Annotated in this window: 17 protein-coding genes and 1 pseudogene; 6 read left to right on the top strand and 12 right to left on the bottom strand. The window is 61.4% G+C overall.

Annotation, left to right across the window (positions count from 1 at the left end; all coding sequences use genetic code 11):
• Positions 1-31: 31 nt before the first annotated feature.
• Positions 32-1369, top strand: a pseudogene (locus BBD46_RS11280) (YeaH/YhbH family protein); the annotation flags it as partial.
• 26 nt (positions 1370-1395) lie between these two features.
• Positions 1396-3435 (top strand): SpoVR family protein, encoded by a 2040-nt coding sequence (locus BBD46_RS11275; protein WP_071401812.1) that lies wholly within the window; start codon positions 1396-1398, stop codon positions 3433-3435.
• A 125-nt stretch (positions 3436-3560) separates the two neighbouring features.
• Here the strand turns inward: BBD46_RS11275 and BBD46_RS11270 are convergent, their stop codons facing one another.
• The 4 genes from BBD46_RS11270 to BBD46_RS11255 all read right to left on the bottom strand — a co-directional run bounded on the left by BBD46_RS11270 (position 3561) and on the right by BBD46_RS11255 (position 7758).
• Positions 3561-4835 carry a saccharopine dehydrogenase family protein gene (locus tag BBD46_RS11270; RefSeq protein ID WP_071401811.1) on the bottom strand — a complete coding sequence of 425 codons (1275 nt, stop codon included), beginning with the start codon at positions 4833-4835 and terminating at the stop codon, positions 3561-3563.
• Positions 4836-5051: 216 nt separating this feature from the next.
• Positions 5052-5879 carry a class I SAM-dependent methyltransferase gene (locus BBD46_RS11265; protein WP_071401810.1) on the bottom strand — a complete coding sequence of 276 codons (828 nt, stop codon included), beginning with the start codon at positions 5877-5879 and terminating at the stop codon, positions 5052-5054.
• A gap of 113 nt (positions 5880-5992) precedes the next feature.
• The gene (locus BBD46_RS11260) at positions 5993-6811 is read right to left on the bottom strand and encodes a helix-turn-helix transcriptional regulator (RefSeq protein WP_071401809.1); all 819 of its coding nucleotides are present in this window, start codon (positions 6809-6811) and stop codon (positions 5993-5995) included.
• 287 nt (positions 6812-7098) lie between these two features.
• Entirely contained in the window at positions 7099-7758 is a 660-nt protein-coding gene (locus tag BBD46_RS11255) for a glycerophosphodiester phosphodiesterase (protein ID WP_071401808.1), read from the bottom strand.
• Positions 7759-8042: 284 nt separating this feature from the next.
• On the opposite strand from BBD46_RS11255, the gene BBD46_RS11250 reads away from it, so the two are divergent.
• Both BBD46_RS11250 and BBD46_RS11245 read left to right on the top strand, forming a co-directional pair.
• A complete protein-coding gene (locus tag BBD46_RS11250; RefSeq protein WP_071401807.1) occupies positions 8043-8498 on the top strand; it encodes a response regulator in 456 nt (151 codons plus the stop codon).
• A gap of 82 nt (positions 8499-8580) precedes the next feature.
• Entirely contained in the window at positions 8581-9315 is a 735-nt protein-coding gene (locus BBD46_RS11245) for an SDR family oxidoreductase (RefSeq protein ID WP_071401806.1), read from the top strand.
• A gap of 171 nt (positions 9316-9486) precedes the next feature.
• Here BBD46_RS11245 and BBD46_RS11240 read toward each other — a convergent pair whose 3' ends face one another.
• Positions 9487-9843: a hypothetical protein gene (locus BBD46_RS11240; RefSeq protein WP_071401805.1), complete on the bottom strand. Its 357-nt coding sequence runs from the start codon at positions 9841-9843 to the stop codon at positions 9487-9489.
• Between the two features lie 163 nt (positions 9844-10006).
• A complete protein-coding gene (gene glnA, locus BBD46_RS11235; RefSeq protein ID WP_071401804.1) occupies positions 10007-11362 on the bottom strand; it encodes a type I glutamate--ammonia ligase in 1356 nt (451 codons plus the stop codon).
• 295 nt (positions 11363-11657) lie between these two features.
• Here glnA and BBD46_RS11230 point away from each other — a divergent pair, with 295 nt between their 5' ends.
• Positions 11658-12011: a thioredoxin family protein gene (locus BBD46_RS11230; protein WP_071401803.1), complete on the top strand. Its 354-nt coding sequence runs from the start codon at positions 11658-11660 to the stop codon at positions 12009-12011.
• 69 nt (positions 12012-12080) lie between these two features.
• On the opposite strand, the gene BBD46_RS11225 is transcribed toward BBD46_RS11230, so the two are convergent.
• The 4 genes from BBD46_RS11225 to BBD46_RS11210 all read right to left on the bottom strand — a co-directional run bounded on the left by BBD46_RS11225 (position 12081) and on the right by BBD46_RS11210 (position 14906).
• A complete protein-coding gene (locus tag BBD46_RS11225) occupies positions 12081-13403 on the bottom strand; it encodes an RNA-guided endonuclease InsQ/TnpB family protein (RefSeq protein ID WP_071401802.1) in 1323 nt (440 codons plus the stop codon).
• A gap of 161 nt (positions 13404-13564) precedes the next feature.
• Positions 13565-13840, bottom strand: a complete 276-nt coding sequence (locus BBD46_RS11220; protein WP_139173576.1) for a hypothetical protein — start codon at positions 13838-13840, stop codon at positions 13565-13567.
• Positions 13803-14384 carry a hypothetical protein gene (locus tag BBD46_RS11215; protein ID WP_071401800.1) on the bottom strand — a complete coding sequence of 194 codons (582 nt, stop codon included), beginning with the start codon at positions 14382-14384 and terminating at the stop codon, positions 13803-13805. Before BBD46_RS11215 ends, BBD46_RS11220 begins: the two co-directional genes overlap by 38 nt.
• A 114-nt stretch (positions 14385-14498) precedes the next feature.
• Complete coding sequence (locus tag BBD46_RS11210; RefSeq protein WP_071401799.1) at positions 14499-14906, bottom strand: hypothetical protein; 408 nt, start codon at positions 14904-14906, stop codon at positions 14499-14501.
• Between the two features lie 550 nt (positions 14907-15456).
• On the opposite strand from BBD46_RS11210, the gene BBD46_RS22650 reads away from it, so the two are divergent.
• The gene (locus BBD46_RS22650) at positions 15457-15621 is read left to right on the top strand and encodes a hypothetical protein (RefSeq protein WP_171908198.1); all 165 of its coding nucleotides are present in this window, start codon (positions 15457-15459) and stop codon (positions 15619-15621) included.
• 26 nt (positions 15622-15647) lie between these two features.
• Here BBD46_RS22650 and BBD46_RS11205 read toward each other — a convergent pair whose 3' ends face one another.
• The gene (locus BBD46_RS11205) at positions 15648-15863 is read right to left on the bottom strand and encodes a hypothetical protein (RefSeq protein ID WP_071401798.1); all 216 of its coding nucleotides are present in this window, start codon (positions 15861-15863) and stop codon (positions 15648-15650) included.
• Positions 15864-15988: 125 nt separating this feature from the next.
• Positions 15989-17071: a PGF-CTERM sorting domain-containing protein gene (locus tag BBD46_RS11200; RefSeq protein WP_071401797.1), complete on the bottom strand. Its 1083-nt coding sequence runs from the start codon at positions 17069-17071 to the stop codon at positions 15989-15991.
• Positions 17072-17312 lie beyond the last annotated feature (241 nt).

Here is a 17312-nt window from a genome sequence, read left to right as displayed (position 1 = left end):
CGGGCGCGACTGAGCCCGAGATTACGACCGAGGTGCAAGCATGGGACTGAGAGACGACCTCGAACGATTCCGTGAGGTTGGCGAACAGCGCCGCGAGGATCTGGCCGACTTCATCCAGTACGGCGAACTCGGGAACGGCAGACCCGACCAGATCAACATCCCGGTCAAGATCGTCTCCTTGCCCGAGTTCGAGTACGACCAGCGCGACCAGGGCGGCGTCGGCCAGGGTGAAGACGGCACTCCACAGCCCGGCCAGCCGGTCGGTCAGCCACAGCCCCAGCCGGGCGACGATGACGGTGATGGCGACGAACCCGGCGAAGAGGGCGGCGAGCACGAGTACTACGAGATGGATCCCGAGGAGTTCGCCGAAGAACTCGACGAGGAGCTCGGACTCGACCTCGAGCCGAAGGGGAAACGCGTCATCGAGGAGAAGGAAGGCCCGTTCACCGATCTCACCCGAACCGGCCCGGACAGCACGCTCGACTTCGAGCGGATGTTCAAGGAGGGCCTCAAGCGCAAGCTCGCGATGGACTTCGACGAGGAGTTCCTCAAAGAACTCTGCAAGGTCGAGGGCATCACGCCGCGAGACGTCTTCGAGTGGGCCCGTGGCGAGAACATCCCGGTTTCGATGGCCTGGGTCGAGGAAGCCTACAGCGACGTTCCCGAGTCCGAACGTGGCACGTGGAGTTCGATCTCGGAGGTCGAGGCCAACGTCGAACGCGAGAGCGTCCAGCAGCAGATCCGCCGCGAGGGAATCAAGCACGTTCCCTTCCGCCGCGAGGACGAGCGCTACCGCTACCCCGAGATCATCGAGGAGAAAGAGAAGAACGTCGTCGTCGTCAACATCCGCGACGTGTCTGGCTCGATGCGCGAGAAAAAGCGCGAACTCGTCGAGCGCACCTTCACGCCGCTCGACTGGTACCTCCAGGGCAAGTACGACAACGCCGAATTCGTCTACATCGCCCACGACGCCGAGGCCTGGGCGGTCGAACGCGACGACTTCTTCGGCATCCGCTCCGGCGGCGGCACGAAGATCTCGAGCGCCTACGAGCTCGCCGCCGAGCTACTCGAGGAGTACCCCTGGAGCGACTGGAACCGCTACGTCTTCGCGGCGGGCGACTCCGAAAACTCTTCGAACGACACCGAAGAGCGCGTGATCCCGATGATGGAACAGATCCCCGCGAACCTCCACGCCTACGTGGAGACCCAACCGAGCGGGAACGCGATCAACGCCACCCACGCCGAGGAACTCGAGCGTCACTTCGGCACCGACGCCGACGACGTAGCAATCGCGTACGTCAACGACGCCGACGACGTGACCGACGCAATCTACGAAATTCTCAGCACGGAGAGTGAGGCAGATGAGTAGCGACCCCTCGAAATCCGGTGGTTTTCATGAGTAAACGAAACACCAACGCCGACAGATTCCGCAAACAGGCGATCGCGACCGAACTCGAGGAGCCGGTCACCGAGGCGCGCAACTTGGCGATGAAACTCGGCCTCGAGCCGTACCCGGTCAACTACTGGATCATCGACTACGACGAGATGAATGAACTCATCGCCTACGGCGGGTTCCAGTCGCGGTACCCACACTGGCGATGGGGGATGCAGTACGACCGCCAGCAAAAGCAGGGCCAGTACGGCGGCGGCAAGGCCTTCGAAATCGTCAACAACGACAACCCGGCCCACGCGTTCCTCCAGGAGTCGAACACCATCGCCGACCAGAAGGCCGTCATCACCCACGTCGAGGCCCACTCGGATTTCTTCGCGAAGAACGAGTGGTTCGGCCTCTTCACCAGCGGCCGGGCCGACGAGGAGCAGGTCAACGCCGCGGCCATGCTCGAACGCCACGCCCGTGCGATAGACGAGTACATGTCCGATCCCGAAATCGACCGCGCCGAGGTCGAGAAGTGGATCGACCACTGTCTCAGTCTGGAGGACAATATCGACCAGCACCAGGTGTTCGAACGACGGCTCGACGTCGACGGCCCCGCGGTGACGGCCGACCTCGACGAGGATCTGGCCGAAAAGCTCGACGAACTCGAGCTCTCCGACGAGATCAAGGGCGAGGTGTTCGACGAGGAGTGGCTCGAACGCCTCGAAGGCGAGGACGGCGGCATCACGTTCCCCGAGGTACCCCAGAAGGACATCCTCGCGTTCGTCCGCGAACACGGCAAGCAGTACGATCCCGACGCCGAGCGCGCCGTCGAGATGGAGGAGTGGCAACGAGACGTACTCGACATGATGCGCGCCGAGGCGTACTACTTCGCCGCCCAGAAGATGACGAAGGTCATGAACGAGGGGTGGGCGGCCTACTGGGAATCGACGATGATGACCGACGAGAGCTTCGCCGGCGCAGACGAGTTCATGAACTACGCCGACCACATGGCGAAGGTGCTGGCCTCCGGCGGACTCAACCCCTACAGCCTCGGGATGGAGCTGTGGGAGTACGTCGAGAACACGACGAACCGTCAGGAGGTCTTAGAGCACTTGCTCCGCGTCGAAGGCATCTCCTGGCGCAACCTGACGGACGTCGTCGACTTCGACGAGGTTCGCGACCAACTCGAGCCGCCCGCCGAACTCGACTCGATTACGTCGGAAACGATCGACGACCTCGCGAGCGCGGACGTGTCCGACGAGTGGCTCGATCACGAGGCACTCGAGTTGGCTCGCGAGGGCGAGATCGATGTCGACCGCTACCCATGGAAGGTGCTCACCTACGAGGGGCTCGCGCGTCGCCACTACTCGCTCGTCAAGCGCCAGAACCGCGGGTTCCTTTCGCGGGTGAACCAGAACGAACTCGAGCGCATCGGGCGCTACCTGTTCGACGACGCCCGCTACTCCTCGGTCGAGGAGGCCCTTGCCGAGGTCAACTACACTGCGGGCTGGGATCGCCTCTTCGACGTGCGTGAGAGCCACAACGACGTAACGTTCTTGGACGAGTTCCTCACGCAGGAGTTCATCACGGAGAACAACTACTTCACCTACGAGCACTCGAAGGCGACGGGCCAGTTCCACGTCGCCAGCGATGCCGCCGAAGACGTCAAGAAAAAACTCCTGTTGCAGTTCACCAACTTCGGCAAGCCGACCATCGCGGTCTACGACGGCAACTACAACAACGCGAACGAACTGCTGCTGGGCCACCAGTACAACGGCGTGATGCTCGATCTCGGGAAGGCGACGGAGACGCTGAAGCGCATCTTCGAACTCTGGGGGCGGCCGGTGAACCTGCTGACGATCGTCAAGGAGGTCAACGAGCACGATATCGAGGTCGCGAAGCGGCGGAATCGCGAGCCTGAGGCCGAAGAGCAGGGCAAGCTCATCCGCTACGACGGCGAGGAAGTGACGACAGAAGACGTGCGCTGGGAGACGGTCGAACATCTTGCGGCGGACGACGTGGATTACGACACGAAGCCGGAGGACTGGCTCGCCTGAACTCGGTGCACCGGTCTACCGCACACTCCACCCGTCGACAGTAGTTAAGAGCGGGATTTCTTTGATCAGGTCTATTCCTGAAACTGAATCGGAATTCGGTCACTACACGTACGTATCGAATACCCTCACTGCGACGTCTGATCGGGGCCCCACACACCCACTTCGACACCCAGTCCCGCCCGACGCAACCCGTCGGCGAGCGGATCGCCGATAGCTGCCGCCGGGGTGAGGATACCGCCCTCAAGTGGCGAGTCGATTTCCTCGTTCACGAGACACATCGCCGCCTCGCCGAGCATCTTCGCGGTCGCGCCGTACCCCGGATCCCGGTCGGCGCTGATCCGACTCTCGACGACGAACGGCCCGTCGGTGGCGGTTCCCCGACCGAGCACGCGAATCGTAAAGTACCCGTCCTCGATCTCCTCCTTCGTCGGTCCCTCGCCCGGATCTGGGAACACGAAGCGACGGAGGGCGTCCCGCGTCGGGCCAACGGCCAGAAGCCCAGTCGCCACCCCGAGGCCCGCCGTGACGGCGCATGCACCCGCCAGACCGACGGGACCCGACTCGACGGGGACGACCTCCGTACACTCGAACTCGCGACCCCACGGGTACTCGAGTAGGGCGTTGCTTCGTCGAATCACCCGCTCGTTCATGACTGCCATCGGCGACGGGGCCGTCCACTCCCCTCGCAGCGGATCGTTGCGCGGGAGGGTCTGTGCGCCTGGATCGACGCCGTCGCGCTCGCCCGGTGGCGCCAGCGAGTATGGGTTCCGAAGTGTCTGTCGGGCGACCGGATCGGTGGATGCGGCCTGGAATACTTCGACGATGCTCGACATCGTGCCGCCGCTTACCCCGCCGCGACCGCCCTCGAGGTAGATCCGAACCAGATCACAGGGCGTCCCGAACTCCTCGAGGGCAAACGACTGAACGAGCTTCGTACCGAGATCGGCCGGGATAGAATCGAATCCGCAACTGTGGACGATACGAGCGCCCGCATCGACCGCATCGTCGTGGTAGCGGTTGATCATCTCCCGGATCCAGTTTAGTTCCCCGGTGAGGTCGCAGTAGTCCGTTCCGGCCTGGATACACGCCTCGACGAGGGGCGTGCCATACTTCGTGTAGGGTCCAACAGTCGTACAGACGACGCGGGTATCCTCGGCGATAGCGCGCAGGCTCTCCGGCTCCGTTGCATCGCCGATGACAATCGGGAGGTCCTCCCATCCGTCGCGCTGCGCCACGAGCGCAGTTTCGAGTTCGCGAAGCCGCGTCTCGTCGCGACCGCCGAGGGCGAGTGAGAGGTCGTCCGACGTGTACTGTTCGGTGAGGTACTCGGCGACGAGACGGCCAGCGACGCCGGTTGCACCCCAGACGACGAGATCGTATGTCCGGTCGGTGTTCGACACGAATAGTCGTCGCTTCGTGATCCATCGCCCTCAACCGTTCGGTGGTCTCGGTGGTCTCCACACTGGTACACGGTACTCCGCGGAGCAGAGTCATCTGTGATAGTCGCCACTGCAAGTCACTGCACACCTGATCGCACGAGGGCAGCGCGGTTCGGCACGAGCGCCGTTGTGCTGAGTCCGGAGCGTTCCTCTCGAAAGGAGACGTTGTCCGCTCTGCTACTTACCCGCGGTGACGACGTACGATTCCATTGGTGAGGCTACTCCTTCGTCGTCGCTGTACACGTGCAACGCATCCGTGACCTCGTGAATCAGTTCGTCCCGCACCGCTCGGTCGAGGGCTGCGATCGATTCGGCGAGCGGCGAGCTAGCCGCCTCGCGGCGAACGAACTCCGAGGTCGACGGGTAGCGCACGGAACCGATCTCGATGGTGACCGAGACCTCGTCGAACCCCCCGTCTTGAACGAGTGTCCGGAGGTCTTCACCGTCCCACGCTGGGAACGGAGAGCGCATCATACCCCCGGCTTCCTCGCCGACGTACTGCTCTAGAGCGTCGGCCAGCACGACGTACGCGGGCTGGTAGTCGAGCGGTCGCCAGACGCTCAGTGCCACGCGTCCCTCCGGCGCGAGAACCCGATGCATCTCTTCCACTGCGGCGACGGGGTCGTCGAAGAACTGGAGAGCCTGTTGACAGCAGACGACGTCGAACTCCTCGTCGGAGAACGGAAGCGCAGTTGCGTCGCCCTGTCGCCACTCGATCTGCGGGCGGGCCTCGGTAGCGGTTTCCGCCGCCACTGTGAGCATTCCGTCGTTGATATCGAGCCCTACAACGGATCCAGTCGTCCCGACCCGGGATGCGGCACGACGCGCTACGATGCCGGTCCCGCAGGCAACGTCCAGGACTCGATCTCCCTCGCCTATCTCGCCGGTCTCGATCAGTCGATCCGCCCACGGCGCAAACATCGCTGGCACGAGATACTGTTCGTAGGCCTCGGAAGCGCTCTGTTCGATCTGCCAGCCGGCCGATTGACGTGTCTGGTTGCTCATGGCCTCTCACCACGACTGCAGGGACGCCCTGAGCGGATGTATAAATGCCTAGTGAAATATTTCACGGCGTGAAAGCACCGCTGGCGAGGACGATCTGCGTTGGGGAGTGTCGGTCATCGGATCGATTCGGCCGAGAGGAGGTCAGTTGCGTCGTCGAGCGGTCGAGCTTCAGCTCGGAACTGTTCATAGTACGACTCCGCCCACGCACGCATCTCGTCGCTCTCAGTGTCGACGAGTGACTGTAACGCCCCCGTTTCCGTGTCGTAACAGCAGATGCTGACCCGGTCATCGAAGAGGCTGATTCCACACCGGTCGTCGAGCGGCAGATCATCGTGTAACAAGACCGTGTAGTTGGCGCGCGTCGCCGTCTCCACGACTGTTTCTTCGTCCCACGAGAGGAGCGCCTCGAAAACGTCGGGTGGATAGATATATTCACACTGCAGGCCATCCAGAACGTGGTCGAAGAACGGCTCCAGATTCCCCGATTTGAGCAGCGCCATGCCGAATCCGCGCATCGTTCCCGTCGTTGTTATGAGTTCCGTGAGACGTTCGACCGGCTTGTAGGGGTACCCGGGCCCTGGCTGGGAGACCACCACGTCGGTGAACAACTCGATAGTAAACCCGTTGATCTCGTGCGGTAACCACGGCCAGACCTCTCGAAGTCGCCGCTGATACGTTATCGCGTCCGTAAAGTCCTCGAGTCGACCGGCCACGAACTCGCCCAACTCGGTTAGCCGGTACGTGTTCCCATCTCGTTCGATCCAGTGGCGGTCCTGGAAGTCGGTGAGAACTCGACCCATGGTCGGAGAAGACGCTCCTGTCGCGGTACGGAGTTCGTCCCGGTCACACGGACCGCTGGTCAGTGCGTCGAGTACGCCGACGCGGTGGGTCGAACTAACGAGGAATTCGATGTCATCGAGCGTTGCACCCATGAGAAATGGTACGGGTTAGCACACGATAATCGTATAGCCCGGACTCTCCGTGAGTGACTACCCTGTACAACGCCAACCCGCTCCTGAGAGGCTGAACCAGCACCTGTTTTGAAACCGTTCTGCTGTATACACGCTCTGGATGCCGCAGGCGACTCTTGGCACAATTCGGACAGACCGATAACCGACTCAGTAACCGGGAACCCTGTATTCACCGCGGTTTCCACGATTTCACTCTGAACAAAGAGGGGCTACTACTAACGGCTGTCAAACTCGATTACCAGCGGCTGTCAAATTCGAATCGGCCGATCCGCCGAAATACAGTCGACACCCCGGAGCCCGAGCACCAGCGCCGTCAGTCGCCGCTCGATCGACCACGCGTGGACCTCGAGATCCACCGTCTTCGCTCGCGGCACCAACTGCGTCGTCAAACAGCGCCAGTAGTTCGCCCCGATCACGTCACAGTCGAGTTCGACCGCCGACGTCACCGGCGTCTCGAGTCGCCGACTGACGAGCAACCCCGTCGGCTGGCTCGAATCCAACTCGCGGATCGTCCGCAATTCCGGCGCGAGAAACGACGTCGTCACCACGCGGTTCTCGACGCCCTCGAGTGCATCGAGCACGTCCGCCGCAATCCCCAGTTCCTTCATCTCGAGGTTGATCTCAACGCCGGGCGGGACGGCCTCGAGCATCTCCTCGAGTGTCGGAATTTGCTCGCCGGACTCGAGTACGGTGTGGGTTTTGAGGTCCGAAAGGCTGCTCTCTGCGACGGTGGCGATGCCGCCGGTGACGCGCTCGATCGTCTCGTCGTGGATGACGACGAGTTCGCCCGAGCCGCAGCGTCGAACGTCGAATTCGACGGCGTCAGCGTACTCAGCGGCGGACTGGATGGCGGCGATGGTGTTCTCCGGAGCCGTCGCGGCGAAGCCGCGGTGGGCGATCAGTCGCATTCGATCCGGTTGACGGTGGCCAGTGGCTTCAGTGTCACGTCCGAGGTGGAGTGCCGTGCGTACCTGTCTGCAAGCGGGACATCGGTGAGTCACCGGTGTGAGCGTGGTAATGCAGACATGTGCGACCCTCACGGGTGGAAAACTGTTCGATCTATCGCAAACAGTCGGTCACCCAAAGCGTTTAGCATCTATGCTTAAAGTGGTCCGTTGAGAATCGACTGTCACGTGTTTCCAGCGATGTGTCGTCGACGAGTAGCAACGTCCCCGAGGCAACGGTGGCTACAATGAGTAGCCGACGGACGGAACCGTTCGACATCCTCCTGGTCGAAGACGATCCGACGGATAGAGACCACATTCGCGACGCCTTCGAGCAGTTGCCCGTCGAACTGACGTTTACGGTCGTCGCTGACGGCGAGGCTGCACTCGAGGAACTCTCCGACCGACTGGCCGATGAACACGTCGAGTTACCCGCGCTCGTGTTGCTCGATCTCAGTTTGCCGAGCGTTGACGGCCATGCGTTCCTCGAGACGATCCGCGAGGATGCGTCTCTGGTTCGAATGCCAGTGATCGTGCTAACGAGTTCCGACACGAACGAGGATATTCAACGCAGTTACGAACTGGCCGCGAACGCGTATCTGACCAAGCCCACAGAGCCGGCTGCGTTTCACTCGCTTGCGGAGGCAGTCGCGGAGTTCTGGTTCGGGCATGTGCTGTTGCCGCCAGCGTCTCCGTCGGAGTAGGCATCGAGAGGGCGGGAGTGATCGAGCCACTCGAACCGGACCGCCACCTAGATTGATTGGGGCACTCGTTGGAGGTCCGACTATGTCGCCACAACACACTGCCGACTTCGACTTTACGGAGAGCGTCGCAATCGTCACCGGTGCGAGCGGTGCCCTCGGAAGCGCCGCCGTCGATCGATTCCGAGCAGACGGCGCGACCGTCTGTGCAGTCGATATCGTCACACCTGACGACGAGGACAGCCTACTCGAGCAGGAGCCATCCGAAACGGCGGATCTAACGTTCTACGAGGCAGACCTGACCGACGAGGCGGACGTTTCCGCCGTGATTGCACAGATCGTCGACGACCACGGCCGAATCGATCACCTGCTGAACATTGCCGGCACCTGGCGCGGCGGCGACCCCATCGAGGACACCGATCTCGACGAGTTCGAACTACTGCTCGACGTGAACCTGAAATCGGCGTTCCTCATGTCGAAATATGCGCTCCCACACCTGCAGGACAGCGAGGGCTCGATCGTCAGCGTCAGCGCTCGCGCGGCACTCGAGGGCGGCGAGGGCGACGGTCCCTATCGGATCACGAAAGCGGGGATCAAACTGCTCACCGAGACGCTCGCAGCGGAGAATCGGGGTACCGTTCGGGCGAACTGCGTGCTTCCGAGCGTGATCGACACGCCGATGAATCGGGAGATGATGGCCGACGCTGATCACGACTCGTGGGTCGACCCCGGTGAAATCGCGACGATGATGGCGGTTCTTTGCAGCGATGGGGCGACAGCTACGAGCGGAGCGGCGGTGCCGGTGTACGGCGAGGCCTGAGACGGATTGCTGTACTGATTTCCCGGCGGTGAGTCGAACCGTGTGAGACGAGTTTCGGTGGGGGAGTGCAGCGAGTCCACCGCTGCAATCGCCGCCCGGGTCGCGGTTGCGCCGGAAGTGACTTACAGTAAACCGCATGTACCGACTCCCGGTCCACAGCCACATATCCGGCTACTCGTCCGGAAGTCGGACGGTTTCCGACTTGATTTCGTCCTCCTCGCGCCACTGATAGTAGCGGTATCGCTCGCCCGCAATCTCGACCACAGAGACGGCTGCATGATCCGGAACGGACGGCGGTGACTCCGAGGACGACTCCGGCGACGGGTGCTGAGACTGAGACCGAGACGGAGACGAGGGCGAGGACGAAGACACCTCAGCAGCAGTTGCCGATTCCTTCCACTCGGCGAGCGACAGCACATACTCTGCGACCGACAGCAACGTCTCGCTGTCGTGGGACTCGAGTGCCTCGACGAGTTCATCGTCGAGTGCTGCCGGCGGCTGCGGGGGAGTGGGGTCGCGTTCAGTCACGATTTGGTCTCACCGATGCTGGGAGGACGAGCCCGAAACAGTCTCCGGTCTCGACTCGGTCACAGCACGGTTTTGGTTCGAAAGGAAAAATTAGATCGATGGTCGCAGAGCCGAACGCCACAGAGCAGAGGCGATACCTCGGAATCAGGCCACCGGGAGCGACTCAGAACGTCTCGAGGTAGCGGTCGAGTTCCCACTGGGAGACGTCGATCAGGTACTCCTCGAACTCCTGGCGCTTCGCCTCGACGAACTTCGGTCCGACGTGCTCGCCGAGCGCACTGTAGATAACTTCGTCCTCCTCCAGTGCATCGACGGCTTCGCCGAGGTTCGACGGCAGCGTCTCGATGCCGTACTCCTCGCGCTTCTGCTCGTCGAACTCGTAGATGTTCTCACGAACCGGGTCGGGACAGTCGAGATCGTTCTCGATGCCGTCGAGGCCAGCCTGGATGAGCGCGGCGAGCGCGAGGTACGGGTTACACGACGGGTCGGGGAATCGGGCTTCGATGCGCGAGGCGGCCGGGACGCGTGCGGCCGGCTTGCGAATCAGCGCCGAGCGGTTACGGTCGGACCAGGCGACGTACACCGGCGCTTCGTAGCCCGGCACGAGGCGCTTGTAGCTGTTGACCGTCGGGTCCGAGACGGCGGTGATCGCCGGCGCGTGCTCCAAGATGCCGGCGAGGAACGAGTGCGCAGTGTCCGAAAGGTCGAACTCGTCGTCCTCGTCGTGGAAGGCGTTCTCGCCGTCCTCGGTGAACAGCGAGAGGTGTGTATGCATCCCCGAGCCGTTGATCTTCGGGATCGGCTTCGGCATGAACGTCGCGTGAAGGTCGTGCTGGGCCGCAATCGCGCGAACGACCGTCCGGAAGGTGGCGACGTTGTCGGCCGTCGTCAACGCGTCGTCGTACTCGAAGTTAATCTCGTGCTGCCCGCGGGCGACCTCGTGGTGGCTGGCTTCGATCTCGAAGCCCATGTCCTCGAGGCCGTAGATGATGTCCCGGCGAACGTCACTGGCGAGGTCCTTCGGCGCGAGGTCGAAGTAGCCGCCGTGATCGCCAGTCTTCGTCGTTGCGCGACCTTCCTCGTCCTCCTCGAAGAGGAAGAACTCGGGCTCGGGTGCGGCGTTGACCGTGTACCCCATCTCCTTGGCGCGCTCGAGTGCATCCTTCAGCACGCGGCGTGGATCGCCAGCGAACGGTTCGCCCGTCGAGGTGTCGTAGACGTCACAGATCATCCGGGCTGCTGCGCTGTCCTCGTTGTTGCGCCACGGGAGAATCGCGAACGTGTCCGGGTCCGGCTTGAGGCGCATGTCCGACTCCTGAATGCGAACGAAGCCCTCGATCGAGGAGCCGTCGAAGTAAATACCCTCTGTGAACGCCTTCTCGGCCTGACGGGCCGGAACGGAGACGTTCTTGACCGTTCCCAGAATGTCCGTAAACTGCAGTCGGAGGAAGTCGACATCCTCTGACTCGATTTTCTCCAGTACCGATTCTTCCGTTGAGGTCAGGTTCCCATCTGTCATCTTCTACTCGATTCAGACAACCACTTCCACTACTAAAGCTCTACTGTTGTGGGCGAATATACTGAGAACGCATAGATAGTGACCGATTGTCCACTCATACCACTCATGGGTAAAGAGTGCGATACTCGTGTGGCAACAATTGCACCCCGAGTGGAAGAACGTATGTCATGGGTGGGTGAGACATGGTTGGCAGATCGTGGTCGTGGTTCAGACTGGTGTCACACGAACACCGGTACAGACCACCGACAACCGAGCCAGTCGTCACTTGTTTCGTACGTCGGCCCCTCGTCCCAGTATGGACGACCACACACCAACACCAGTCCATCTCGACGACGGCGACGCACTCGAGTCCTTCGTCGCAAGTCACGAAACGTGTCTCGTCGAGTTCTACACGAAGGGGTGCACGCTGTGTCAGGCGATGGAGCCGGTACTCGGCAACGTCGCGCGGTCGACGGCTGTACCCGTCGGGGTGTTGAATCCGAGAGACGATCCCGAACTGATCGAGCGGTTCGACGTTCGGTCGGTGCCGAAGCTCGTGGTGTTTCACGAGGGAGAGCAAGTAGCGAGCCGTGCGGATGGATTCCTTGGCGGTGACGAGGTGACGGCGTTTCTCGAGACGCACGCGCCTGCGGTGAACGAGAGCGTGTAGTTAGAGTGGACACCGCGTGTAGCGGAACGCCTCGGAAACGAACTACCAGAACTGGTGAACTACCCCTGCCTACTCACTCGCTTGCGCTCGTTCCTTGAGGCAGGGGCTTCCTGTTTCGACGACGCGACTTGCAGACACGGAAAGCGTATCCACAGCGTCCACAAGAACGGAGTTCTCGTGCGGCCCATCAGAACCTTCAGTTCTGAGGACGGTCGCAGTCTCCGCAGGCGTAACTTCGGAGTGAACCACTCCTAGTCGAGTCCAGCCCCGTTGCTGGATGTTGAGGGCAGCATTCCAGTCCCGGTCGAGTTCGAACCCACACGACGGGCAGGAATGCTCGCGCACCCACAGCGGTTTCGCGGTTTCCACACCGCACTCAGCGCAGTCCTTCGTGGTGCCTCGCGCTTTCACTTCCACGACGTGACATCCGTTCTTGTCACCGTGGTGTTCAAGCATGGTGAGGAAGTTGCGCCACCCGACCTCGGCTTTGTTTCGGGCGTTCTGCGAGGATTCAAGCATCACTTTCACGTTCAAGTCTTCGACGAACACGGCGTCGTACTCGGTGGTGTAGAAGTGCGCGAGTTTATGCTTGAAGTCTCGCTTCTTGTTAGACATACGTTGATGGATTTCAGCGACCCGACGACGCTGGTTCTCCCAGTTATTCGATCCTTCTTGTTTTCGTGACAGTGACCGTTGCTCTCGTTCGAGTCGCTTGCGGTCACATGACAAGTCGAGGCGGTCAACTGACCGTCCATCCGAGTCGTGGATGAAGTTGAGAACGCCAAGGTCGAGCCCCACCGTGTCTTCGGCGTCGATGTCTTCGGGTTCGGGTTTCGTGGGGGCGTTGGTATCGATGGTGAATGACGCATACCACGCGCCCGTCGCATCTTTCTTCACCGTGACTTCTTTGATGGCGTCGTGGGCTGGGAGGTCACGGTGCAAGCGAACCGGAATCTTACGGGTTTCGCCTTTGAGTTTCTTGAGCGTCAGGAGTCCGCGTCCGTCGGGGCCACTCTTCTTGTCAAGTTCGAAGCCCGATTGACGGTATGTGAAACTCCTGAATTCCCGTGGTGACTTCCAGTTCAACGACCCTACGTCGTACCCGTGTTCTTTCAATTTTCCGAGGTTGTTGATGTTGTCGCGGATGCGTTCGACGGCTTTCTGCAAGACGGTAGAGTACACCTTGTTCAGGTCGGTCCACCAGTCTTTCAGCGCGGGGATGGTGTCGCGAACCATCCAGACGCGCTGCCGGAGCGTGCCTGTGTCTTCAGGAATCTGGTTGAATTCTCTGAGCGCGTGGTTGTAGAGTTGTCGTACGGTGTCGCGTTGCCAGTCCATCGCCTCCCGTTGTGCTTCGTCTGGGAAAAGTCGGTAGCGTGGACTGTACTTCATGTGACGTGTCCACAGCTACGAAATATCGATAGTTAATGATTCTGATTGAAATCGGTTGTAACTCGGACGGGCACTGTATCCCCGCCCTACTTGCTCACTTCGCTACGCTCCGTTCGCTCCTTGAGGACGGGGGCTTAGCGCCCTCACGTTCAGCTAAACTGCTAGAACTGTTGGAGGGAGTCGTTGCGAGTGTCGGTCCCTGCGCTGTTGTCGGCAGCTTCCGCTTCGTCAGATTCGATCTCGATCGGCGGTATCGACAGGACCACCGGGACAGACAGCAGCAACAGACCTACCAACTCCAATACGCTCAACAACAGTAGTACCAGCTTCAATACGCTCAACAGCACCACCAGCACCAGCAACGCCGACAACAGTGCCAGTTTCCGTCTTCCTGCCAACTCACTCGTCAGAATCAGCGTCGCTGGCCGCTGACTCATCTTCATCGCTCGTGTCGTCGAGAGGGTCGTCATCTTCATCGTCCGCGTCGTCAACGTCACTGTTCGCATCGTCAGTCGCATCCCCAGCACCATCAGCACCGAGTTCAGCCAACTCGGCCTCACCTGCGAGCACCTGCTCACCGAGGTCCGTAATATCGTAGACGCCCGGCATATGCTTCGTCAGAAGCCCGCGCTTGGTGAGTTCACGACAGCGGTAGGCCGCGTGGGGGCCACGACAGACGTCTTCGGCCGCAATTTGATCGGGGGAGAAGTACTCTTCCTGACCCATGTACTCGAGTACGGTTTCGTCGACTGGGTCGGTCCAGTTTGCGTTGGTGTCGTCGGTGTCGTCGGTGTCGTCGGTGCTGTCGGTGCCGTCGTCGCTGTCGGTATCGTTGGTGGTGTCGGGAGTGCCGGTAGTCTCGGTGCCGTCCGCACCGTTGGCTACGTCAGTCGGTTCGGTTTCGGTGCGATCCGCGTCGTCATCGCCATTTCCGTTTTTGTCTCCGTTTCCGTTTCCGTCTCCGTCTCCGGCTGCAGTCATAGTCGGCAGTACTCGTTCGTGCTCCAAGAAGGAATTGATTGGACGACTGTGACGGTGACAGGTGGCCAGAAGCGGCTTCTGGGCGGCGCTGACACCGTGTTCGCTCGCGCCTCGCTAGCTGGTGTTGTAGTCGACGTGAACGTGCGGTGCGGCACTCGGCGAGAGGCCGGTGATACCGCGGTCGACAAACGTTACGTCGGTCAGGTCGCCAGTGAATTCGAACTCGACGGTACCGTCTTCGATGGTTCCTTCGACTGTCGATCCGGAGAGTACGGAGGTGTCGATCGTCGCCACTGCGTCGCAGCCCTCGATGCGCCCTTCGACCGTAATTTCGAAACTCGTCGGGACACCGCGGCCGATGATCGTCAGCGTTCGACCGGAGCCGTCAGGGTCGCCCGTTGCGACGATGGTCGCCGGCGATGGGTCGGTTGTCGCCGCAGGCGTTTCGGGGTAGCTGCCCTGTACTGGCTGTTCCAGCGGGCTGTATTCGTCTCGTACCACATCAGCATCATCCTGTGCCATACCCTTCGAAAGCAGAGTAATTGCTCATAAATCTTCCCACTGAATTATCGCCATAGCGGACTGAATGTTTTCCCGCCTTACTGGTTCTCTGCGGCGATACTCTGTACGTGGGGACAGACAGCCGATGGTGATCGAGAGACGGGGAGACCGCGATACTCGTCCGGTGCGGATGCGATCACGAGGGATGCTGATGAGAGATTCGCTCGGCGACTGTACTCGGAACCGGCGTTCCGCAGTCCGTGCACTTCCAGCTTCGTGAGACCGTTCCCGGCTCCTTCTGGAGGTCCTGCCTGTACTGCAGGCGAGCACCGCACTGACACGTGTACGTCGTTCGGGACATAGGGATAGGGGATATGGGGACACGAGGGCATCCAAATCGGCGCGCTGGCACACCGACGGGACGGAACCAACCGAATCGAGCACACCACGGTCGTGCTGCCAGCCGGTCGCTGGCCCTGCGTGTACTCGAGTACAGGTGCGTCTCCGAAATGACGGTGCGGGTTTCGATCTCAAGCCGTGGACTCGTCCCCGCGGGGCAACGAGACCCGCTATGGACTCGAAACGTCCCGACGTCCGAGTGGACGAACAGCCCGACGAAGAAGGGCGCGTGACGACGCGACCGACGGACGACGCCAACACCGACGGTGAGTCGGGGCTCGGAGCACGACTGTCCGCACTGGCTCGTCGGCTACGCGACACACTGTTACGGCGGTAAAGAGACAGGCCGGCCGTTCGAGGACGCTACGGATCCTCGAGAAGGCCGAGTTCGGTCGCAACCAGATCGGCGATCTGATCGGCAATATCTGGATCGACCTGTGCGATGTCCTCGCCGTGGTGAAGCTGGTCGTTGTGGCGCTCGACTGCGTCGGCGACAGTCGAGAGCGGCACGCGCGAGGTCGTCTCACAGGCGCTACAGACGATCGGAACCTTCGGGGCGTCCGTGTCGTCGGTCGTCATTTGTCGGGAGTCTCGTGGCAACTGTCATAGGTTCGTTGGTTCGAGCAGTGAACGCGAGACAGGTTACTGTCGCGGGCGGGCTCGAGTGACGCTTTCAGGGCCGTCGCAGGGTGGCGATCAACATTTCAGGGCCGTCGCAGGGTGGCAATCAACAGCGCACCGAGCGCGGCGAGCACCGACAAGACGCCGAACCCAGGCACGGTATCGGTTGCGTCGTCGTCAGTTCCGTTCGACGCACCGGTATCGTCGTCGGTCGAGTCGTCGCCACGATCGTCCGTATTCTCGTCTGTATCACCGCCAGCATCGGAGGCTGCATCACCACCAACATCGGCGGCTTCGTCACCGATTTCTTCGTCCGGATCGACCGGAATGTCGGCATCACCGTCGAGCTGGAGGACGACAACCAACTGGCCGTGCGAGCCGTCAGGGTGGTACGTCCAGCCACCGCCAGCTTCCTCGTAAGAGACGGCCGACTCGAGTGGGTCGATGTCAGTATCCCAGGCCTCGTGCGGGCGCTCGATGTAGCCGACAAGGTCGATCTGGTCCGTGTGTGGACCCTCGATCTGTGCCTCACCGTATTCGACGGTCTCGTCTTCAGGGAGACCGTGCCATTCGAAGCAGTGGGAGTCGAGGTAGCCGTCACCCTGTGGAAGGTCGGCGGTGGTGCCGAACTGGTCGGAGTCGAGCGGTCGGTTGTAGTTTTCGGACAGTGGATAGTCGACGACGAACGGGTCGATGTCGTCGTGCCAGGACAGCGAGTCGCCGGTCGGCACCGTGACGGTCGTGCCGGGAACAGAGCTACCCTCGACAGGCTGGCCAGCCTCGTTTAACAGCGTGACGCACATCTTTCCGGAACCGTCACCGAGGTAGGGCATCCGATACTCGTCGCGCGGATTGACGTAGCTGACCCACTCACCGTCCGGATCCGCCTGTTCGAAGTACAGGTCACCCTCTTCAGGAACCGGCTCGACGACCGCTTCTTCGGAGACGTACACCGTCTCGTCGTCGCTCTCACTCTCTTGGACCGCAGGTGTCGGCTGGCCTGCACCTGTGCTCGCACTCGCGCCGCCGACTGGGGCGATGCTCAGCGCGACGACGACACCGACGAGTAGCACGAGGCCGACGAGCGCGACTGAGTACGTGGATACGGCGAGAGACCGTCTCGAACGAGTTGGAAGCGATGACTGTCTTCGATCTGGAGGAGTCATTGCCGGGGATTCCGGAACGGAGGTCGTAGATATAAGCTGCCTACCACCGGGTAGGATCCGCGTAACTGCTGACATGTTCGGCTTCGTGCAGCTTTGTTCAGCTTCGTTCGCCCTCGAGGTATGACCGATTCGAACACAACGAGCACGCTCGGTGTCGGCGCAGTGTCGAACCGGTGTCAAAGAAGCGAAGACTGTCCCTATATCTGTCCGTACAGTGCTGAGCGGTGCAGAACGTGGCCCT

Source organism: Natrialba sp. SSL1, assembly GCF_001861355.1.
GTDB lineage: Archaea > Halobacteriota > Halobacteria > Halobacteriales > Natrialbaceae > Natrialba.
Note: the sequence above shows the minus strand (reverse complement) of the source record. Positions and strands in the feature narration are given on the sequence as shown.

Bases quoted from the DNA above. Each gene is read 5' to 3' on its own strand.
- BBD46_RS11275 (WP_071401812.1), top strand. From the start codon at position 1,396: ATGAGTAAACGAAACACCAACGCCGACAGATTCCGCAAACAGGCGATC.
- BBD46_RS11265 (WP_071401810.1), bottom strand. From the start codon at position 5,879: ATGAGCAACCAGACACGTCAATCGGCCGGCTGGCAGATCGAACAGAGC.
- BBD46_RS11260 (WP_071401809.1), bottom strand. From the start codon at position 6,811: ATGGGTGCAACGCTCGATGACATCGAATTCCTCGTTAGTTCGACCCAC.
- BBD46_RS11255 (WP_071401808.1), bottom strand. From the start codon at position 7,758: ATGCGACTGATCGCCCACCGCGGCTTCGCCGCGACGGCTCCGGAGAAC.
- BBD46_RS11250 (WP_071401807.1), top strand. From the start codon at position 8,043: ATGAGTAGCCGACGGACGGAACCGTTCGACATCCTCCTGGTCGAAGAC.
- BBD46_RS11245 (WP_071401806.1), top strand. From the start codon at position 8,581: ATGTCGCCACAACACACTGCCGACTTCGACTTTACGGAGAGCGTCGCA.
- glnA (WP_071401804.1), bottom strand. From the start codon at position 11,362: ATGACAGATGGGAACCTGACCTCAACGGAAGAATCGGTACTGGAGAAA.
- BBD46_RS11230 (WP_071401803.1), top strand. From the start codon at position 11,658: ATGGACGACCACACACCAACACCAGTCCATCTCGACGACGGCGACGCA.
- BBD46_RS11225 (WP_071401802.1), bottom strand. From the start codon at position 13,403: ATGAAGTACAGTCCACGCTACCGACTTTTCCCAGACGAAGCACAACGG.
- BBD46_RS11220 (WP_139173576.1), bottom strand. From the start codon at position 13,840: ATGAGTCAGCGGCCAGCGACGCTGATTCTGACGAGTGAGTTGGCAGGA.
- BBD46_RS11215 (WP_071401800.1), bottom strand. From the start codon at position 14,384: ATGACTGCAGCCGGAGACGGAGACGGAAACGGAAACGGAGACAAAAAC.
- BBD46_RS11210 (WP_071401799.1), bottom strand. From the start codon at position 14,906: ATGGCACAGGATGATGCTGATGTGGTACGAGACGAATACAGCCCGCTG.
- BBD46_RS22650 (WP_171908198.1), top strand. From the start codon at position 15,457: ATGGACTCGAAACGTCCCGACGTCCGAGTGGACGAACAGCCCGACGAA.
- BBD46_RS11205 (WP_071401798.1), bottom strand. From the start codon at position 15,863: ATGACGACCGACGACACGGACGCCCCGAAGGTTCCGATCGTCTGTAGC.
- BBD46_RS11200 (WP_071401797.1), bottom strand. From the start codon at position 17,071: ATGACTCCTCCAGATCGAAGACAGTCATCGCTTCCAACTCGTTCGAGA.